Source organism: Brevundimonas sp. Leaf363 (assembly GCF_001424025.1).
Lineage (GTDB): Bacteria > Pseudomonadota > Alphaproteobacteria > Caulobacterales > Caulobacteraceae > Brevundimonas.
The window spans coordinates 20646-36381 of record NZ_LMPZ01000005.1 but is presented as its reverse complement, the minus strand read 5'-3'; the positions used below and the strand labels follow the sequence as shown (position 1 = coordinate 36381).

General features: G+C 66.7%; 16 protein-coding genes and 1 riboswitch. Of the genes, 6 read left to right on the top strand and 10 right to left on the bottom strand.

Annotated features, from left to right (window positions below; all coding sequences use genetic code 11):
• Window positions 1-2 precede the first annotated feature (2 nt).
• Together glk and ASG17_RS14275 are read left to right on the top strand one after the other, a co-directional pair.
• Window positions 3-980, top strand: coding sequence for a glucokinase (gene glk / locus ASG17_RS14280; RefSeq protein ID WP_056105159.1), 978 nt, complete (start codon window positions 3-5; stop codon window positions 978-980).
• 111 nt (window positions 981-1091) lie between these two features.
• A complete protein-coding gene (locus ASG17_RS14275) occupies window positions 1092-1346 on the top strand; it encodes a hypothetical protein (protein ID WP_235560476.1) in 255 nt (84 codons plus the stop codon).
• Between the two features lie 58 nt (window positions 1347-1404).
• Here the strand turns inward: ASG17_RS14275 and ASG17_RS14270 are convergent, their stop codons facing one another.
• The 3 genes from ASG17_RS14270 to hmgA are packed head-to-tail and all read right to left on the bottom strand — an operon-like array spanning window position 1405 to window position 3923.
• Entirely contained in the window at window positions 1405-2199 is a 795-nt protein-coding gene (locus ASG17_RS14270) for a DUF1295 domain-containing protein (RefSeq protein ID WP_056105155.1), read from the bottom strand.
• Window positions 2200-2235: 36 nt separating this feature from the next.
• Window positions 2236-2634: a hypothetical protein gene (locus tag ASG17_RS14265; protein WP_056105152.1), complete on the bottom strand. Its 399-nt coding sequence runs from the start codon at window positions 2632-2634 to the stop codon at window positions 2236-2238.
• A complete protein-coding gene (hmgA, locus tag ASG17_RS14260) occupies window positions 2631-3923 on the bottom strand; it encodes a homogentisate 1,2-dioxygenase (protein ID WP_156367889.1) in 1293 nt (430 codons plus the stop codon). Before hmgA ends, ASG17_RS14265 begins: the two co-directional genes overlap by 4 nt.
• A 63-nt stretch (window positions 3924-3986) precedes the next feature.
• Between hmgA and ASG17_RS14255 the strand changes: the two genes are divergently transcribed.
• Entirely contained in the window at window positions 3987-4661 is a 675-nt protein-coding gene (locus ASG17_RS14255; protein ID WP_056105151.1) for a DsbA family oxidoreductase, read from the top strand.
• A 15-nt stretch (window positions 4662-4676) separates the two neighbouring features.
• Here the strand turns inward: ASG17_RS14255 and ASG17_RS14250 are convergent, their stop codons facing one another.
• A complete protein-coding gene (locus ASG17_RS14250; RefSeq protein ID WP_056105149.1) occupies window positions 4677-5303 on the bottom strand; it encodes a hypothetical protein in 627 nt (208 codons plus the stop codon).
• Window positions 5304-5638: 335 nt separating this feature from the next.
• Here ASG17_RS14250 and ASG17_RS14245 point away from each other — a divergent pair, with 335 nt between their 5' ends.
• Window positions 5639-6229, top strand: coding sequence for a hypothetical protein (locus tag ASG17_RS14245; protein WP_056105148.1), 591 nt, complete (start codon window positions 5639-5641; stop codon window positions 6227-6229).
• Window positions 6230-6440: 211 nt separating this feature from the next.
• Here the strand turns inward: ASG17_RS14245 and ASG17_RS14240 are convergent, their stop codons facing one another.
• The 5 genes from ASG17_RS14240 to ASG17_RS14225 all read right to left on the bottom strand — a co-directional run bounded on the left by ASG17_RS14240 (window position 6441) and on the right by ASG17_RS14225 (window position 12830).
• Entirely contained in the window at window positions 6441-6629 is a 189-nt protein-coding gene (locus ASG17_RS14240) for a hypothetical protein (protein WP_056105145.1), read from the bottom strand.
• Window positions 6626-7135 (bottom strand): AAA family ATPase, encoded by a 510-nt coding sequence (locus ASG17_RS14235; RefSeq protein ID WP_056105144.1) that lies wholly within the window; start codon window positions 7133-7135, stop codon window positions 6626-6628. The genes ASG17_RS14240 and ASG17_RS14235 overlap by 4 nt, the downstream gene beginning before the upstream one ends.
• 13 nt (window positions 7136-7148) lie before the next feature.
• Window positions 7149-8549 carry a reverse transcriptase domain-containing protein gene (locus ASG17_RS15290; RefSeq protein ID WP_082496311.1) on the bottom strand — a complete coding sequence of 467 codons (1401 nt, stop codon included), beginning with the start codon at window positions 8547-8549 and terminating at the stop codon, window positions 7149-7151.
• Between the two features lie 455 nt (window positions 8550-9004).
• Window positions 9005-10834: a phosphomethylpyrimidine synthase ThiC gene (gene thiC, locus ASG17_RS14230; RefSeq protein ID WP_056105346.1), complete on the bottom strand. Its 1830-nt coding sequence runs from the start codon at window positions 10832-10834 to the stop codon at window positions 9005-9007.
• Between the two features lie 151 nt (window positions 10835-10985).
• A riboswitch (TPP riboswitch) is annotated at window positions 10986-11094 on the bottom strand.
• A gap of 5 nt (window positions 11095-11099) precedes the next feature.
• Window positions 11100-12830: a glycosyl hydrolase family 28-related protein gene (locus tag ASG17_RS14225; RefSeq protein WP_056105142.1), complete on the bottom strand. Its 1731-nt coding sequence runs from the start codon at window positions 12828-12830 to the stop codon at window positions 11100-11102.
• 170 nt (window positions 12831-13000) lie between these two features.
• Between ASG17_RS14225 and ASG17_RS14220 the strand changes: the two genes are divergently transcribed.
• On the top strand, window positions 13001-13408 hold the full coding sequence (locus ASG17_RS14220; protein ID WP_056105139.1) for a BLUF domain-containing protein: 408 nt from the start codon (window positions 13001-13003) through the stop codon (window positions 13406-13408).
• A 77-nt stretch (window positions 13409-13485) separates the two neighbouring features.
• Window positions 13486-13863: a hypothetical protein gene (locus ASG17_RS14215; RefSeq protein ID WP_056105137.1), complete on the top strand. Its 378-nt coding sequence runs from the start codon at window positions 13486-13488 to the stop codon at window positions 13861-13863.
• A 33-nt stretch (window positions 13864-13896) separates the two neighbouring features.
• Here ASG17_RS14215 and ASG17_RS14210 read toward each other — a convergent pair whose 3' ends face one another.
• Window positions 13897-15696, bottom strand: coding sequence for a long-chain-acyl-CoA synthetase (locus ASG17_RS14210; protein WP_056105135.1), 1800 nt, complete (start codon window positions 15694-15696; stop codon window positions 13897-13899).
• Window positions 15697-15736 lie beyond the last annotated feature (40 nt).

The window sequence follows — 15736 nt, the reverse complement described above, 5'->3', positions numbered from 1 at the left end:
TCATGTCTGACCGTGTCCTTCTCGCCGGCGATGTCGGTGGCACCAACGCCCGTTTCGCCACGGCCCGCCTGGTCGATGGCGTGCCCGTGCTCGAGCATCACGAGACCTTCCCGGCCGAGCGCTATCCGACCTTCCTGGAAGGGGTGAAGGCCTTCATGGACGGATGTGACGTCAAGCCGGACGGCGGCGTCATCGCCGTGGCCGGCCCGGTGACGGACGGCGAGATCGACCTGACCAACTCGCCCTGGCGCGTGTCGGAGAAGGAGCTGAAAACCCTCGGCCTCGATCCGGTCCAGCTGATCAACGACTTCGAAGCCCAGGCCTGGGGCGCGCCGATCGTCGCCAAGGAGAACCTGGTCTCGCTGGGCGGTCCGCTCGAAGGCGAGGAGAACGCCGCCATCGCGGTGCTTGGCCCGGGCACCGGCTTTGGCGTCTCGGCCTTGGCGCGAGACATCCACGGCAATGAGATGGCCCTGCCCAGCGAAGGCGGCCATGCCTGTTTCGCACCGGGCGACCCGATCGAGGACGAAATCCTGCGCATCCTGCGGCGTCGCTATGACCGCGTCTCGATCGAGCGCCTGATCTGCGGCCCCGGCTTGCTGAACATGCACCGCGCCCTGGCCGAGATCGACGGACGCGAGACGCATATCGATGATCCGGCCGAAATCACCGCCGAGGCGATGCAGGACCCAAACAGCGCGTGCGGCGCCACCCTGGCCCGCTTCTGCGCCATCCTGGGCGCGGTCGCCGGCGACGTGGCGCTGACGATGGGCGCGCGGCGCGGGGTGTATGTGGCAGGCGGAATCCCGCCCAAGATCCTGCCCTTCCTCAAGGCCAGCCCCTTCCGCGAGCGGTTCGAACGCAAGGGCCGGTTCCAGCCCTATATGGCCGCCATCCCGACGTGGTGCGTCACCGACAAGACCGCGGCCCTGCTGGGCGCCGCGCGCGTGGCCTTCGCAGAGGTGAAGCGGCTGGGCTGATCCCGCTGGCTGCCGAAAAATTTCACTTTTCGGTCACGGCGGCGTGAACCGGATGCCAAGCGTTGCGTTATCCGGTCTCCACTAGGGAGGAAACTTTCCATGCGTAAACTGATGTTCGCCGCCGCCGCCGCCTTCGCCCTGACGGGCCTCGCCGCTTGCGGTGAGAGCGCTGCCGACAAGCAAGCCGAAGTGAAGGCCGATCAGCTGGAAGCGCAAGCCGCCGCCACGCCGAACGAGCAGGAAGAAAAGAACCTGAACGCTCAAGCCGACCACATCGAGCAGCAAGCCGGCAACGCCGACGGTGGCCTGACCACCGCCAACACGCCGTCGACCTCGCCGACCGCGGGCGAGCAACCGGGCCACTAAGCCAGGTTCGAAAAGACCGGAGCCCCCGTCGCGATGCGGCGGGGGCTTTGCTTTGGGATCAGGCCTTCTTCGGAGGCCAGGGCACAAAGGCGCTGGTGCGCTTCACATAGGCCTCGTAGCCCGGGCGGCTTTTCTTCGACGCCTTTTCGCTGAGGCCGATGCCGGACCAGCGGGTCAGAGTGAAGGTCAGGAACAGCGGGCCGACAACGGCGAACAGGCCCGGCGTCGTCTCCGCCGCGATCAGCCAAAGGCCCCACCAGACGCAGGCGTCGCCGAAATAGTTGGGGTGCCGGGTATAACGCCACAGGCCCTGGTCCATCACCGCGCCCTTGGCCGCCGTCTTCTTGAAGGCCGCCAGCTGGGCGTCGCCGACGGCTTCGAAGATCAGGCCGAACAGCGCCAGGCCGGCGCCGACCCAGCCCATCACGCCGACCGCCGGCTGGGCCGCGACCTGGCCCAGCTGGACCGGCAGGCAGGTCAGCCAGCCCAGGAAGGCTTGTGGCAGGAAGACGAACAGCAGGGCCGTCTTGCCGAAGCTCCAGCCCTTCTCGCGCTCCTGCGTCTCGACGATCTCGACATAGCGGCCGTCCGCGCCATGCCCCCGCCAGCGCTTCAGCAGGTGCCAGCCAAGCCTGACCGCCCACAGGGCGCACAGGCCCACCAGCAGCCCCTTACGAAGCGGGTCGCCCTCTGTCCTTGGCCATGTCGCCACCGCCAGCAGCAGCATGCCGAGCGGCCAGACGCCGTCGATGAAGCTGACGTCCTTCAGCCTCAGCGCCAGCAGCCACAGGGCCAGCATGACCGCCACCAAGAAGGCGAGGTTGGCGGTCAGCAGCAGCGCGATGTCGGTCATGGCTCAGCTTACGTCAGTCGGCGCGATCCGGATGCGTCAGTCGACGCAGAGCGTGGCGCCCGCCTTGCCGTCCTCGATCGTCGTGAAACACCCGAAGCGATTGCTATCGGCGGTGCAGACGCCGGCGGCGTTGTCGCGATCCTTGATCGAGGTGTTGCCCTCGACGCGGCAGTCGCCCTGGCATTCGTCGCCGTCGGTGCAGGTCTTGCCGCCGTCGGAATAGAGGATGACGCACTGCTCGGACTGCATCCGGCCGACGCGGCGGATCTCGCCGCCCCGCGCGGCGCAGGCGGAGGCGTCCGGCGTCTGGGTCACCGGGGCCTGAGCGGTCTCGGTCGAAGGCGCCTGGTCGGGCGCGGCCGGCGCCTGTGCGCCCGGCATGGGGGTGCAGGCTGTGGCGAGCAGCAGGCTGGCGGCCAGCAGAAGGCGCTTCATCGGACGGTTCCTTTTTCAAAGCCGGACCAGACGTCGTCGTAGTCGAGCTGCATGAGAGGCGTCTCTTGCGCCCATTTCGTGACGCGGATCGGCATGCGGGTCTCGAACATGAAGGCCAGGGTGTCCGCGATCCGGTGCGGCTTCAGTTCGGCGTTCGTGGCCCCCTGCCAGCTGGCCTGATCGGGGCCGTGACCGCTCATGCGGTTGTGCAGGGACGCGCCGCCGGGCGCGAAGCCGCCGACCTTGGCGTCATAGGCGCCGGTCACCAGCCCCATGAACTCGCTCATGACGTTCCGGTGGAACCACGGCGGGCGGAAGGTGTCCTCGGCCACCATCCAGCGCGGGGGGAAGATGACGAAGTCGCAGTTGGCCGTCCCCGGCGTGTCGGACGGCGAGGTCAGGACGGTGAAGATGGACGGGTCGGGATGGTCGAAGCTGACTGTGCCGATCGTATTGAACCGGGCGGTGTCATAGCGGCAGGGGGCGTAGTTGCCGTGCCAGGCCACGACGTCGAGCGGCGAGTGGTCGAAGGTCGTGGCCCACAGGCGGCCCCCGTATTTCTGGACGCACTGGGTGGGGCGGTCGACGTCCTTGAAGGCGGCGACCGGCGTTTCGAAGTCGCGCGGGTTCGCCAGGCCGTTGGAGCCAATCGGCCCCAGGTCCGGCAGGCGGAAGGGGGCGCCGTAGTTCTCGCAGACATAGCCGCGGATGGTGCCCGAGACCTCGACGCGGAAGCGGACGCCGCGCGGGATCAGGACGATGTGGCCGGGTTCGGCGTCGATGACGCCCAACTCGGTGACGAAGCGGTGGGCGCCCGCCTGGGGCACGATCAGCAGCTCGCCGTCGGCGTCGTAGAAGACGCGGTCGGTCATGGAGCGGTCGGCGGCGTAGAGGTGGATGCCCACGCCCGCGCCGCTGTCGGCGTCGCCGTTGCCGCCGTAAGTGACCAGGCCCTCGACCCAATCGGCGCCCGGCGCGCCCGCCAGCGGGTCCCAGCGCAGGCGGTTGGGGGACGGCGGCGCCTCGTCGAACGGGCCGGACCGGACCAGCCCCTGTTCGAACGGGACATAGGGCGGGTGCTGGGCCGAGGGACGCAGGCGGTAGAGCCAGCTGCGCCGGTTCTCGTGCCGGGGCGCGGTGAAGGCGGTGCCCGACAGCTGCTCGGCATAGAGGCCCATGGGCGGCTTCTGCGGCGAGTTTCGGCCGACCGGCAGGGCGCCGGGGGCGGCCTCGGTGGCGTGGTGGTTGCCGAAACCGGGCAGGTACTGGGGCGCGTTGGTTCGCGTCATCGTTGGGTCTCCCTGAGCGCCGGTTTAGGCCCCATATGCGATGCAGGCCAGCCGGAGAGACACATGAAGACCCTGACCATCGACTTCGTCTCCGACGTCGTCTGCCCCTGGTGCGCCGTGGGACTGGGCGGGCTGGAGACCGCGCTGGAGCGTGTGAAGGCGGACGGGATCGACGCCGAAATCCGCTTCCAACCCTTCGAGCTGAACCCCCAGATGGCGCCCGAGGGGGAGAACATCACCGAGCATATCGTGCGCAAGTACGGCTCCACCCCCGAACAGTCGGCGGCCAACCGGGCGATGATCCACGACCGGGCGGCCGAGGCCTGGGCCGAGGCGCCGGGCGGGCCGTTTCAGATGGCGATGGGCGAGGACAGCCGCATCTGGAACACCTTCGACGCCCACCGCCTGATCCACTGGGCCGGGACGCTGGGACCGGCCGAGCAGAAGGCGCTGAAGACCGCCCTGCTGCGCACCCACTTCAGCGACAACCGCTCGCTGGCCGATTCTGTCGTGCTGGCCGACGCGGCCGAGGCGGCGGGGCTGGACCGGGCCAAGGCCGTCGAAGTGCTGGCCGACGACCTCTATGCCGCCGAGGTGCGGGCCGACGAGGACCTGTGGCGCGGCCGGGGGATCAACTCGGTGCCGGCCGTGGTGGTGGAGGGCAAATACCTGATCTCGGGCGGCCAGCCGGCCGAGGTGTTCGAACAGGCCCTGCGCAAGATCGCCGCCGAGGGCTGAGGCCCGTCCGCCGCGTCAGGGACGGGCGAGAATCGCGTCCGATCCGTCCAAAGCGTCCGAACCGTGCGATGCGTTCGAACCATCCGATCCGTCCGGTGCGTGCATGGCGTTCAGGGCGGCCGACACACGGGCCCCCTCGGCCAGGTATTCGGCGCGGTCGGCCGCCTCGGCGCGGGCGAAGGCCAGGGCGTCGTCCAGGCGCCCGGCCTCGTCGATCGCCGCCTGTTCCGCATCCATGACCGCCTCGACCCGGCGCCAGCGCAGCACGGCGGCCGCGTCGCCGCGCAGCACCGCGCGCATCATCCGCCGGTGCGCCACCCACGACAGCTCGCGATAGTCGACCTGGTCCAGATCGCCGCCCACCGCCTCCTCCAGGGCCGCGCCTTCGTCGAGGGGGTCCAGCGGGGCCGCGATCCGCGCCGGCGTGGTCCAGGCCTGATCGGCGCGGCGCCACCCGCCGGCCTTGGCGCGGGCGCGAAAGGCGCTGAGCCCGACGCCGTGCCGCCGGCACACCTGGGGTGCGCTGTACCCCGCCAGATAATCCGCCCGCGCCGCCTCCCACGCCGCCTCGGGCGGCGTGCGCTTGCCGCGCGGCGCGTCCGCGATCGATCCGTCGCCCATGGTGTGGTCCCCGTCCGTCATGACCGCCCATGATACGGCCGGTGGAGAGGGCGCCAGGTCGATTGTGGGCGGAAAAGTGAAAATCCGTGGCGTGACGGGGACTTGGCGCGACGGCGGGGCCGGAATCGTGATGGGTCAATAAATTTCGCGCCCGCGGTCCCTCTCCCAAAGGGAGAGGGCTTGAGGCCCGCAGAGCGAAGCGATGCGACTTGGCCGAAAGGGTGAGGGGTGCGCCCTATCCTGCGAGCCTCCACCCCTCACCCTTTCGCGCAAGACTGATCGCTGGCGCTCTCAGGCGCTCAAGCCCTCTCCCTCTGGGAGAGGGAAAGCCTATAGTTGAGGCGGGGGAGCGCACCATGAGCCTGTTCGAGTTCACCTTCGGCCTGTCGGCCGTGATCCTGGGGCTGGCGCTGGCGCAGATCGCGTCGGCGATCAGCCGTCTGGCGCTGGCGGGGCGGCGGGTGCGCTGGGCGCCCGAGCCGCTGTTGCTGGCCGGGATCATCGTCCTGGTCACCGTCTCGGTCTGGCTGGGCCAATGGGGGCTGCGCAACGACACCGAGACGACCATCGGCGCCATGCTGATGCAGGTCGGCAAGCTGATGCTGCCCTTCATGGCCGCCATGTTCGTGCTGCCCGACCCGTTGCCGGACGAGGGGCCGATCGACCTGTACGCCCACTATGACCGCACGCGCGGCCTGACGTACGGGGTGCTGATCGCCGGGCTGATCGCCTTCTGGATCGTGGGGCTGATGGACTGGGCCGGCGGCGGGCGTCCCAGCCTGGGGCCGCTGACGCTCTGGGGGGCGATCGCGCGGTCGCCGTGGCTGTTCTGCGTCGGCTACGGCCTGATGATCGTAGTGCGGATCCGCTGGCTCAACATCCTGCTGCTGACGGCGGGGCTGCTCTACTACGGCTGGGAGGTCATCCCGACGCGGCTGGCGGGGTGAGGGTTAGGCGGCACCCGTTCTTTCGTCATCCTCCGGCCGCGCAGCGGACCGAGGGGCGTTCGTCACCCTCCGACCCGCGAAGCGGGATCGGGGGGCGGCGCCGCAGCGAAGCGAAGGCGATCTTTCAGCCGTCACGCCCTTGGCAGTGTCCTGCTCCCGCAGGCCGCCTGGTCCCCCGATCAAGTCGGGGGATGACGAAAGAAGAAGCGGTTCAGCCCGCCGTCTTGCGCGGGCGCGAGGCCGGCCGGGGCGCGGCGTCGGCAGCGGTGACCAGATGGCCGGTCCAGCCGGGTGGCGGCAGGAACTTGCCGCTCTTCTCCTCGCGCGTGCCTTCGCGCGCGATGCGGGCGGCGTCGCGCAGGGCCTTCAGCGTGGTTTCGCGGTCGAAGATCGTGCTCATTTCGGACCCCAATCTAGCAGTTCGGGGTCTCCGTCGCTACTCGACCAGACCTCCCAGCTGTCCACCAGCGGTTTGTAGACCGTCTCCAGATAGTCGAGGCTGAGACCGAAACGGCGGCGCAGGGTCTCCTCGGGAATGTCGTGGCCGCCCTGCGCCACGCGGCGCGCCACGCGGGCGACGGAGAAGTCCGCCGAGGGCGGCCGCAGATAGACCAGCTCGGCCCGATAGCCCGCCGCCTTCCATCTGCGGATGCGCCCGGCGTGGGAGCGCGTGGCCAGGGTGGTCTCCAGCACCACGTCCGCCCGCTGGGCGAACAGGTCGTCCAGAAGCTCCAGCACCCGCCGCCCCGCCATTACATCGCGCGCCGCGCCCTCGCCCGTCAGCCCGCGCGCCACCTCGTCCGGGTTCACGAACCGAAACGCCTCCGCCCGCTGGCGCAGGAAGCGGTTGATGAAGGTGGTCTTCCCGGCGCCGTTCGGCCCGGCGAGGAGAACGAGGGTGGGCATCGGTCGGCTCTTTCTAGACAGCCAGCTCGTCCAACCATCCGTTCAGCTCAGCTGCGAAAAGCGCGGATGGCGTGAATGCGGTTCCGTATGGCGAAATCTTCTCGCCATATAGTGGGCCGCTGAATACGATACCTAGGAAAACCCCTTGGAGGTCGAAGACTGGGCCGCCACTCATTCCATGCGGCCAAGGCGTACCGACTGAATGTCGGGTCTGGCCTTCCAGTTCTCTTACCGATGAGATTTGTGTAGGAACAATTCCTAACTTGTTTCCCGGCACGTAATTCTCAAATCCGTAGGCCTCAACAGAGTCGCCGCGCACCGACTGTCTCGTTGTGAGCTTTATGGCTGGCCTATTTATGACTGTTGCATCCCCAACGTGGCGCAGCAAAGCAACATCTGTATCATAATTCCTACGCACCACTTCGGTTACAAATGGTGATTCGTAATGATCGGGAGAATGAAGCCTCACAAAGACGGGTGGATTATTCGGGTCAAGCAGGTGAGCGGCCGTTACAAAAAGACCATTGCCAACATGGAACGCGGTCGCTTGCTCACCTCCCGGCATATTTGTAGCCACATATACCGAACGCTCCCTTTCCAACAAAGGTACAGGGAGTTTAACGCCAGGAAGCGCTGCCATAAGCCTCCTTGCCATTGCAGTATATCGGAGACCGTAATCTGTAATGTAACCAATATAGGCAACTCTACCAATCACGTGGTCCCTTATTTTTGGCGAGTCATTCAATTTTCTAACGAGAAGAAATTTTTCCTGCGCCCCACTGAGTCCATTCTTTTCAATTGAATGGATTATCGCCCTTGTATTCCTCATAAGTGAGGATGGAATATTATACTTTTTGTTCACAACAAGCCCTGTGACCTGCTGGCGAACCTTTCTAGTAGTTCCCCATACCTTTTTTGAATTTATCTTGAACCCATTTGACGTAAATATCTCAACAAAATCATCAGATAAGTTATCGACACCTCTAGATATATGGCTCACACTCAAGTCCATACCGGTCGCAGCGGCAATATGCCCTGATGTAGATGAGGAGAACGTTATATCGTCGTAGTATCTGCTATAGCGTATTTTGTTTTTCTTGGCGAGCCGGATAAGCTGGGCATCTAGCTTTCCACAAACCATGTTTGCCAATACTGGCGACGTCGGCGCCCCCATAGGGAGCCGCCCTTGATGGCAACAAAGTTGCGCAATCGCTTTTGCTACCTCGATATGAACTCCATACCTAGACGAAGATAGAATCCCAACAATGCGCTTAAAGTGGATATTGTAGAAGAACTCTTCGATGTCGACGTTTAGAATATAACGGCGACCGATATGTGGTGCTGCATTTGTCTTAACTGAACGGCCCTTTACCGCTCCATGGACCGAAGGAGGCGCTTCATATAGCTCCTCCAAGTACGGTCAAAGCGCGCGCTGGAGTGCCTTCCTCCCTCGTCTTGGAGCCGTAATAACTCTGCTAGTTCCGTCTTTTTTGGGTATCGGAAAGCTTCGGTAAGCCGAAAACTCCCCCCGCCTATAAAGCTCGAACGAAAGCGTTTTCCCGTAGCTGACGTTGAGAAGGTGAGCCAGCTGCTGGACGCTTGATAGGTTAGCCAGGGATAGGGCGGGGAATAGGGAGGCCGGGGCTGGAGTGGTCAGAATTCAACCTCGTGGGCATCAACCCATGGCGATCCAAAACACGGCAAAGTGGTCCATGCTCGGTCGCGCCTCTAAGTACCGTACAGTGAAAGCGGTCGCAGTTTCGCAACCAAAATACAAATCCGACCACCCCAGCTTGAGCGCAACCCTAGATGTAGATTCGCTTCCTCGAAAGCCTTTAGTGCTCCCTGTGATTTAATGAGAGCGCAGCCTCACACCTTCACCTCCACCACGCTCCCGCCCGCGCGAAACTTCTCGCTCATGGCCGCCATGCCGGCTTCGGCCTCGGCCAGGCTGCCGCCCGCGTCGTTCTGCGCCTGCGCATCCCGGCGGATGTCCTGGCTGATCTTCATGGAGCAGAATTTCGGGCCGCACATGGAGCAGAAGTGGGCGGTCTTGTGGGCCTCCTTGGGGAGGGTCTCGTCGTGGTATTTGCGGGCCGTTTCGGGGTCGAGGCCGAGGTTGAACTGGTCCTCCCAGCGGAACTCGAACCGGGCGCGTGACAGGGCGTCGTCGTGCAGGCGGGCGGCGGGGTGGCCCTTGGCCAGGTCGGCGGCGTGGGCGGCGATCTTGTAGGTGATGACGCCGTCCTTGACGTCCTGACGGTCGGGCAGGCCCAGATGCTCCTTGGGCGTGACGTAGCAAAGCATGGCCGTGCCGAACCAGCCGATCATGGCCGCGCCGATGGCGCTGGTGATGTGGTCGTAGCCGGGTGCGATGTCGGTGGTCAGCGGGCCAAGCGTATAGAAGGGCGCCTCGTGGCAGTGTTTCAGCTGCTCATCCATGTTGGCCTTGATCTTGTGCATCGGCACGTGGCCGGGGCCCTCGATCATGACCTGGCAGCCCTTGGCCCAGGCGATCTTGGTCAGTTCGCCCAGGGTGCGCAGCTCGGCGAACTGGGCCTCGTCATTGGCGTCGGCGATGGAGCCGGGACGCAGGCCGTCGCCGAGGCTGAACGACACGTCGTAGGCCCGCATGATGTCGCAGATCTCTTCGAAATGCTCGTAGAGGAAGCTCTCGCGGTGATGGCTGAGGCACCATTTGGCCATGATGGAGCCGCCGCGCGAGACGATGCCGGTGACGCGTTTGGCCGTCATGGGGATGAAGGGCAGGCGGACGCCCGCGTGGATGGTGAAATAGTCGACGCCCTGTTCGGCCTGTTCGATCAGGGTGTCGCGGTAAACCTCCCAGGTCAGGTCCTCGGCGACGCCGTTCACCTTTTCCAGCGCCTGGTAGATGGGGACGGTGCCGATGGGGACGCTGGAGTTGCGGATGATCCAGTCGCGGATGTTGTGGATGTTGCGGCCGGTCGACAGGTCCATGACGTTGTCGGCGCCCCAGCGGGTGGCCCAGACCAGCTTGTCCACCTCGTCGTCGACGGAGGACAGGACGGCCGAGTTGCCGATGTTGGCGTTGATCTTCACCAGGAAGTTGCGGCCGATGATCATCGGCTCGACCTCGGGGTGGTTGATGTTGTGCGGGATGATGGCGCGGCCGCGGGCGATCTCCTGACGCACGAACTCCGGCGTGACGAAGTCGGGAATCGAGGCGCCGAAGTCCTCGCCGTCGCGGATGCAGGGGGCGGTCTGTTCGCGGCGCAGGTTCTCGCGGATGGAGACGTATTCCATCTCGGGCGTGATGACGCCGGCCTGGGCGTACTCGTACTGGGTAACCGGGCGGCCAGGGACGCCCTTGAAGACCTTGTGGTTGGAGACGTCGAAGCGGGGGGCGAGGTGGCGGCCGCTGGCGTGGCCGTTGTCCTCGGGCTTGACCTCGCGGGGGTTCAGGACGGGGGCGATGTCGCCGCGATCCAGTTGCCAGCTGGATTTGACCAGGGGCAGGCCGCGCTTGATGTCGATGGTGACGGTGGGGTCGGTGTAGGGGCCGGACGAGTCATAGATGGTCACCGGCGGCTCGTTGGCGCTGGGGTGGACGGCGACCTCGCGGAAGGGGACGCGGATGTCGGGGTAGAGCTCGCCCTGGGCGTAGACCTTGCGGCTGCCCTCGCGTTCGCCCGTCGGAATGGAGCCGGTTTCGCGCATCACCTGATCGCGGGCGTCCTTGAGCGACAGATCCACGGCGGGATCGTGCGACGGTTCAGACGGGACGTGGACGTTCATGGCGCGGCCTCAAAAATGAGGGTCCGCCGGCGTCGGGCGAGAAGGGTCCTGTGGCGCCCTTTGAATTCGGGCAGGACCGGAAGCGTACTCATCCCTTCGCCGGCATGACCCGGATCAGGTTCGGCCGGTCAGAGGATCACCTCTATCTCAGCGGCTCAGGCGCCGCCCCCGGGAGAACACGGTCAGCCTACGCTTCGGGCGGCGGCGGTTCAACGGGGTGGGTGCAGGTGCGCGGACGGGACCAGGCGGCGTCGCCGCGGCCCAGCATGACTTCGAACGCCTCGTCGCAGGCGTCTATGCCGCCGGGCGTCAGGCCCCGCGCGCGGATATTGGCGAAGACCGCCTGGCCGGGGCCTTGCAGCCGCAGCGCCAGGTCGCCGCCGGTGATGTCCACGCCGGACAGGGTCAGGTCGGTGACCGCGTGCGGGCCGCGCACGTGCATCGCCACAGGCCCGCTATCGATCAGCCGCAGGCCCGTGACACGGATGCGCGCCTCGATCGCCTGGTCCAGCGCATAGGTCCAGACGGCGCCGACGCCGTGGCTCCAGTTGGGATCGCCGCCACTGGCGCGCACGGCGATGTTGCCCGCCAGGGTGATCTGGCCCTGGAACGGTCGGGCGTTGAAGCGGGCGCCGAGGTGATAGCCGCCGCCTTGGGTCAGGATGTCGGCGACCAGATTGTTCTGCAGCGTGATGTCTCGCCCGCCGTAGACGGCGATGCCGTTGGCCAGGCTGGGGGCGATGACGGTGTTGCGGCGAAAGACGATGTCGCGGTCCGCTTGGCGCCGCGACCACAGGGCCAGGCCGTCGTCGCCTGACCCGCGCACGAAGACGTCCTCGACCAGCGCATCGCCGGCGCCGGACGCCAGATTGATCCCGTCCGCCGTGACGTCGAGGATGCGCAGGCGCCGGATGGTCAGCCCGCTGAACGGCCCGTCCAGCCAGACGCCGACCTTCAGATGCTGGATGAACAGGTCCTCGATCACGGAGCCTTCGCCCAGGCCGCCGCCGATGGCGTTGAACGGTTCAGGATCGACGCGGTCGGCCACCTGGCCCTCGATACTCAGGCCCCGGATGGTGACGGCCCGGCCGGAACCGCGCGCGGATGTGCCCAGGAAGCCCGGCGTCTTGCCCGCGATCGTCGTATGCCACGGCCCGGCCCCCACGACGGTGACGCGGTCGACGTTGATGCGGCCGTCCAGATGGTAGCGGCCGGGCGGGATGTAGACAGGCCGCTGCTGCTCGCGCCCGGCGCGGACGGCGGCGTTCAGGGCGGATTCGGCAGAGGCCTGCCCGGTCGGGTCGGCACCGAAGTCCAGCAGGCTGAGCGCATCGTCAGGCGCGGGCGCGGGGTCAGGCACGATCTCCAGATCGACCACGTCCAGCACGACCCAGCCCGCGGCGAACCCCTCCGGCACAGTGAACCGAAGGCGCGCGCCCGCCGGTGCGGGCTGGGTCAGACGCAGGCGGACGTGGTCGTAGAGATGATGCCCCTTCCCGTCCGCCGGATGGTTGGTGAAGGGATAGTCGCCGTAGAGCCAGCTAAAGCGCGAGGTCAGGGCCGCCCGCCCGGCCGGCGCCCCGTCGACGCTGAGGTCCAGGTGGGCGTCCAGACCCTTTCCGTCGGCGCTGTCGGGCAGCGCGTAGCGCAGGGTGATCCCGTCGGCGGGCCGGTCCAGCACGATCTCGACGAACTGACCGGCGCGTTCGAGGCGGACGGCCCGGCGACCGGAGGCCTCGGCCGGCAAGGAGCCGAACGTCCGGTCCGGGCCGATGATCGCGCCGTCGGTGGCGGCGTTTTCGGCTTCGACCTCGACGAAGGGGACACGCGCGCCGCGTCCGGCGGTCTCGCCCGGCGGCAAGGCGGCGACGGTGAGAGGCGAAGCCTGGAGCAGGGACGCGGCGATCAGGGCGAACATGGCCGCAGGAGGCGACGCGACGGGCGCTGTGTCAAAGGAGCGAACGTCGCAGGCGCGCAGCCCCATGCTCCGCCAGTGTCGGCAATCGGACTTTTCTAGTTGAATCCGCACCTTAGCAGATTGGAAAGGGTTAATGGGTTTGGTGGGAACGGTCGCACCGGAGAGGGCTCATGCTGGAAGAAATCGTCTATGCGAGCACCGCCCGGGGCTCCACCGAATCCCTGCTGGTCATGGCGATCTTGCTGGGCGAGGCGCAGCGCAATAATGCGCGCGACGGTCTGACCGGCGCCCTGGCGGCGCACGACGGCCGCTTCTATCAGGCTCTGGAGGGGCAGGGTCAGATGCTGGACCTGCTGCTGCGGCGCCTGGCGCGGGACCCGCGCCATGCGGATATCCGCATCCTGGGGCGGCGGCCGATCGATCAGCGCGCGTTCGCGGACTGGAACATGGCCAACGCCACCATCACGCCGGCGCAGGGCGTCGAACTGAACGAGATGATGGGGGATGAAGCGCCGTCCGCCGCCAACGTGGTGCGCCTGCTGCACAGCGCCCTGGCCAAGGCGCCGTCCACCGACTGAGGCGCGGCAACCGCTCCTTAACCGGCGAAGCGCAGCCTTCTGACTTGGCGGCACGCGCCGTCGACAGGACCCTTCGGATGGCCACGACCGTCACACAGACCTGGCGTCGAACCAGCGACCACTTCGAGCCCCAGGACAACGATCCGCACGAACAGCGCCGCGTGCGCGGCCAGCTGGAGCAGATCGACTACGCCGCCTATGTCGCCAATCGCGAGGTGATCGGCCAGATGCTGGCCGGCGCCGACGCCGCCGCCTTTCAGAAGCTGGCGGTGACCACGGCGACGGCGCGGGCGCGCTGGGCGGCCGAAGCGCTAAGGCTGTCGGCCTCGGGCTCGCCGACCACCCCGGATCAAGTGGCGCGCCTGACGGCGTCGCGGCAGGCCTATGAGGAGCTTGCGGAAGTGTACGAAGCGCTCAGGCGGATGGTCGAGCGCGGGTATCTGGCCCTGAAGTAGGCCTCTTGCATCCTCCCCCGCTGGGAGGATCTTTTAGAGGCGGACTGTGCCGTTTTCGATGGCTTCGCGGCCGGCGGCGGTGACCTTCATATAGCCGTTCTTGCCGCCGCGGACGTAGACGGACCCGTCGGTGCGGGCGGGATCGAAGCCGTCGGCGACCAGGTCGACCTTGCGGTATTTGAAGGTGCCGGTGGTCTCGGCCGATTTCAGGATCCGCACGAAGACCGGCTGGGCGTAGGTCGGCAGGGCCTCTGCGACATAGTCCGAGAACGCCTTGGCGTTGAACTTTCCGTCCAGCACCAGGGCGACCATTCCGGCCTTGCCTTCCTGGCCGGGGACGGGGACGCCGTAGGCGATGACCTCCTGGACGCCCGGCGCTTCGGCCAGTCGCTGTTCGACCTCGCTGGTCGAGACGTTTTCGGCCTTCCAGCGGAAGGTGTCGCCGATGCGGTCCACGAAGTAGAAATAGCCCTGCGAATCCTGACGCATCAGGTCGCCGGTGCGGAACCACCGGTCGCCCTTGGCGAAGACGTCGGTCAGGATCTTCTTCTCCGACGCCGCCTTGTCGGCATAGCCGCTGAAGTCGTGGCGGATGTCGCCGGCGATCAGGCCGATGGCCTCGCCCACCTCGCCGACCGAGGTGGTCTGGCACAGGCCGTTCAGGCCGCGCACCGGCGCTTCTTCCTCGACGTCGAAGCGGACCAGGCGAATGTTGATCTGCTTCTTCAGATAGGCCGGCACGCGGCCGATGGCGCCCGGCTTGCCGTCGAAGTTGAACAGGGAGACGTTGCCTTCGGTGGAGCCGTAGAACTCCAGGATCTCGGGGATGGCGAAGCGCGTCTGGAACTCGGACCAGACGTCGGGACGCAGGCCGTTGCCGAACGCCAGCTTCAGCCCGTGCGCCTTTTCGTCCGCGTGTTCCGGACAGTTGACCAGATAGCGGCACAGTTCGCCGATGTAGACGAACAGGGTCGCGCCGGACGCCTTTACGTCGGGCCAGAAGGCGCTGGCCGAGAAGCGCTTGCGCAGGATCAGCCGCCCGCCGTTCAACAGGGCCGCGCCCACGCCCACCAGACCGCCGGTCGAGTGATAGAGCGGCAGGCAGTTGTAGACCGCGTCCTGGGGCGTCGAACGCGTGGCCCCGGCGAAGGCGCGCATATAGGTGCGGGCGCGCGAATGCGGGATGCGCGCCGCCTTGGGCAGGCCGGTGGTGCCGGAGGTATAGATGTAGAGGGCCGTATCGCGGTTGGTCAGCCGCTCGCGCACCGCGCGCGCCGGGCGCACCGACGATCCGCTGCGCACCGGATTGTCCAGGCCGCGGCGGGTGTCGCTCTCGTCCTCGGACTTCAGACCCAGCACCCAGAGCATCAGATTGCGATCGACATAGTTGCGCGCCGCCTCGACCGACTTCCACGTCTCTTCGTCCGCGACGATCTGGAAAGCGCCGGAGATCGACAGGCAGTGGGCCAGGGCCTGGCCGGTCAGGTTGGTGTTGATCAGGGCGGTGGCGATGCCGACCTTGGAGAAGCCGATCCAGGCGGCCAGGTATTCGGCCCGGTTCATCATCACCAGGGCGATGACGTCCGAGGACCGCAGGCCCCGGCTCTTGGCCCAGTGGGCGTAGCGGTTGGCCATGGCGTCGAGGTCGCGATAGGTCAGCGACCGGTGCTCGTCGACGATGGCGATGTTGTCGGAGAACTTGTCGACGGCCTCCTCGAAGTCGTCGCAGACCAGATCGGGGCTATCCAGCTGGATCGGCTTGATCCGCTTCAGCAGGCGGCGAAGGCCGGCCGCGAACTTCATGTCGCGTCGGATGTTCGCCATCAGTCCCATATCGTCGTCCGTCCTCTCAGCTTGGTGTCTCGTGATGGAC

Coding starts and splice junctions, on each gene's coding strand:
- glk (WP_056105159.1), top strand. CDS start 3: ATGTCTGACCGTGTCCTTCTCGCCGGCGATGTCGGTGGCACCAACGCC.
- ASG17_RS14275 (WP_235560476.1), top strand. CDS start 1,092: ATGTTCGCCGCCGCCGCCGCCTTCGCCCTGACGGGCCTCGCCGCTTGC.
- ASG17_RS14270 (WP_056105155.1), bottom strand. CDS start 2,199: ATGACCGACATCGCGCTGCTGCTGACCGCCAACCTCGCCTTCTTGGTG.
- ASG17_RS14265 (WP_056105152.1), bottom strand. CDS start 2,634: ATGAAGCGCCTTCTGCTGGCCGCCAGCCTGCTGCTCGCCACAGCCTGC.
- hmgA (WP_156367889.1), bottom strand. CDS start 3,923: ATGACGCGAACCAACGCGCCCCAGTACCTGCCCGGTTTCGGCAACCAC.
- ASG17_RS14255 (WP_056105151.1), top strand. CDS start 3,987: ATGAAGACCCTGACCATCGACTTCGTCTCCGACGTCGTCTGCCCCTGG.
- ASG17_RS14250 (WP_056105149.1), bottom strand. CDS start 5,303: ATGACGGACGGGGACCACACCATGGGCGACGGATCGATCGCGGACGCG.
- ASG17_RS14245 (WP_056105148.1), top strand. CDS start 5,639: ATGAGCCTGTTCGAGTTCACCTTCGGCCTGTCGGCCGTGATCCTGGGG.
- ASG17_RS14240 (WP_056105145.1), bottom strand. CDS start 6,629: ATGAGCACGATCTTCGACCGCGAAACCACGCTGAAGGCCCTGCGCGAC.
- ASG17_RS14235 (WP_056105144.1), bottom strand. CDS start 7,135: ATGCCCACCCTCGTTCTCCTCGCCGGGCCGAACGGCGCCGGGAAGACC.
- thiC (WP_056105346.1), bottom strand. CDS start 10,834: ATGCGCGAAACCGGCTCCATTCCGACGGGCGAACGCGAGGGCAGCCGC.
- ASG17_RS14225 (WP_056105142.1), bottom strand. CDS start 12,830: ATGTTCGCCCTGATCGCCGCGTCCCTGCTCCAGGCTTCGCCTCTCACC.
- ASG17_RS14220 (WP_056105139.1), top strand. CDS start 13,001: ATGCTGGAAGAAATCGTCTATGCGAGCACCGCCCGGGGCTCCACCGAA.
- ASG17_RS14215 (WP_056105137.1), top strand. CDS start 13,486: ATGGCCACGACCGTCACACAGACCTGGCGTCGAACCAGCGACCACTTC.
- ASG17_RS14210 (WP_056105135.1), bottom strand. CDS start 15,696: ATGGGACTGATGGCGAACATCCGACGCGACATGAAGTTCGCGGCCGGC.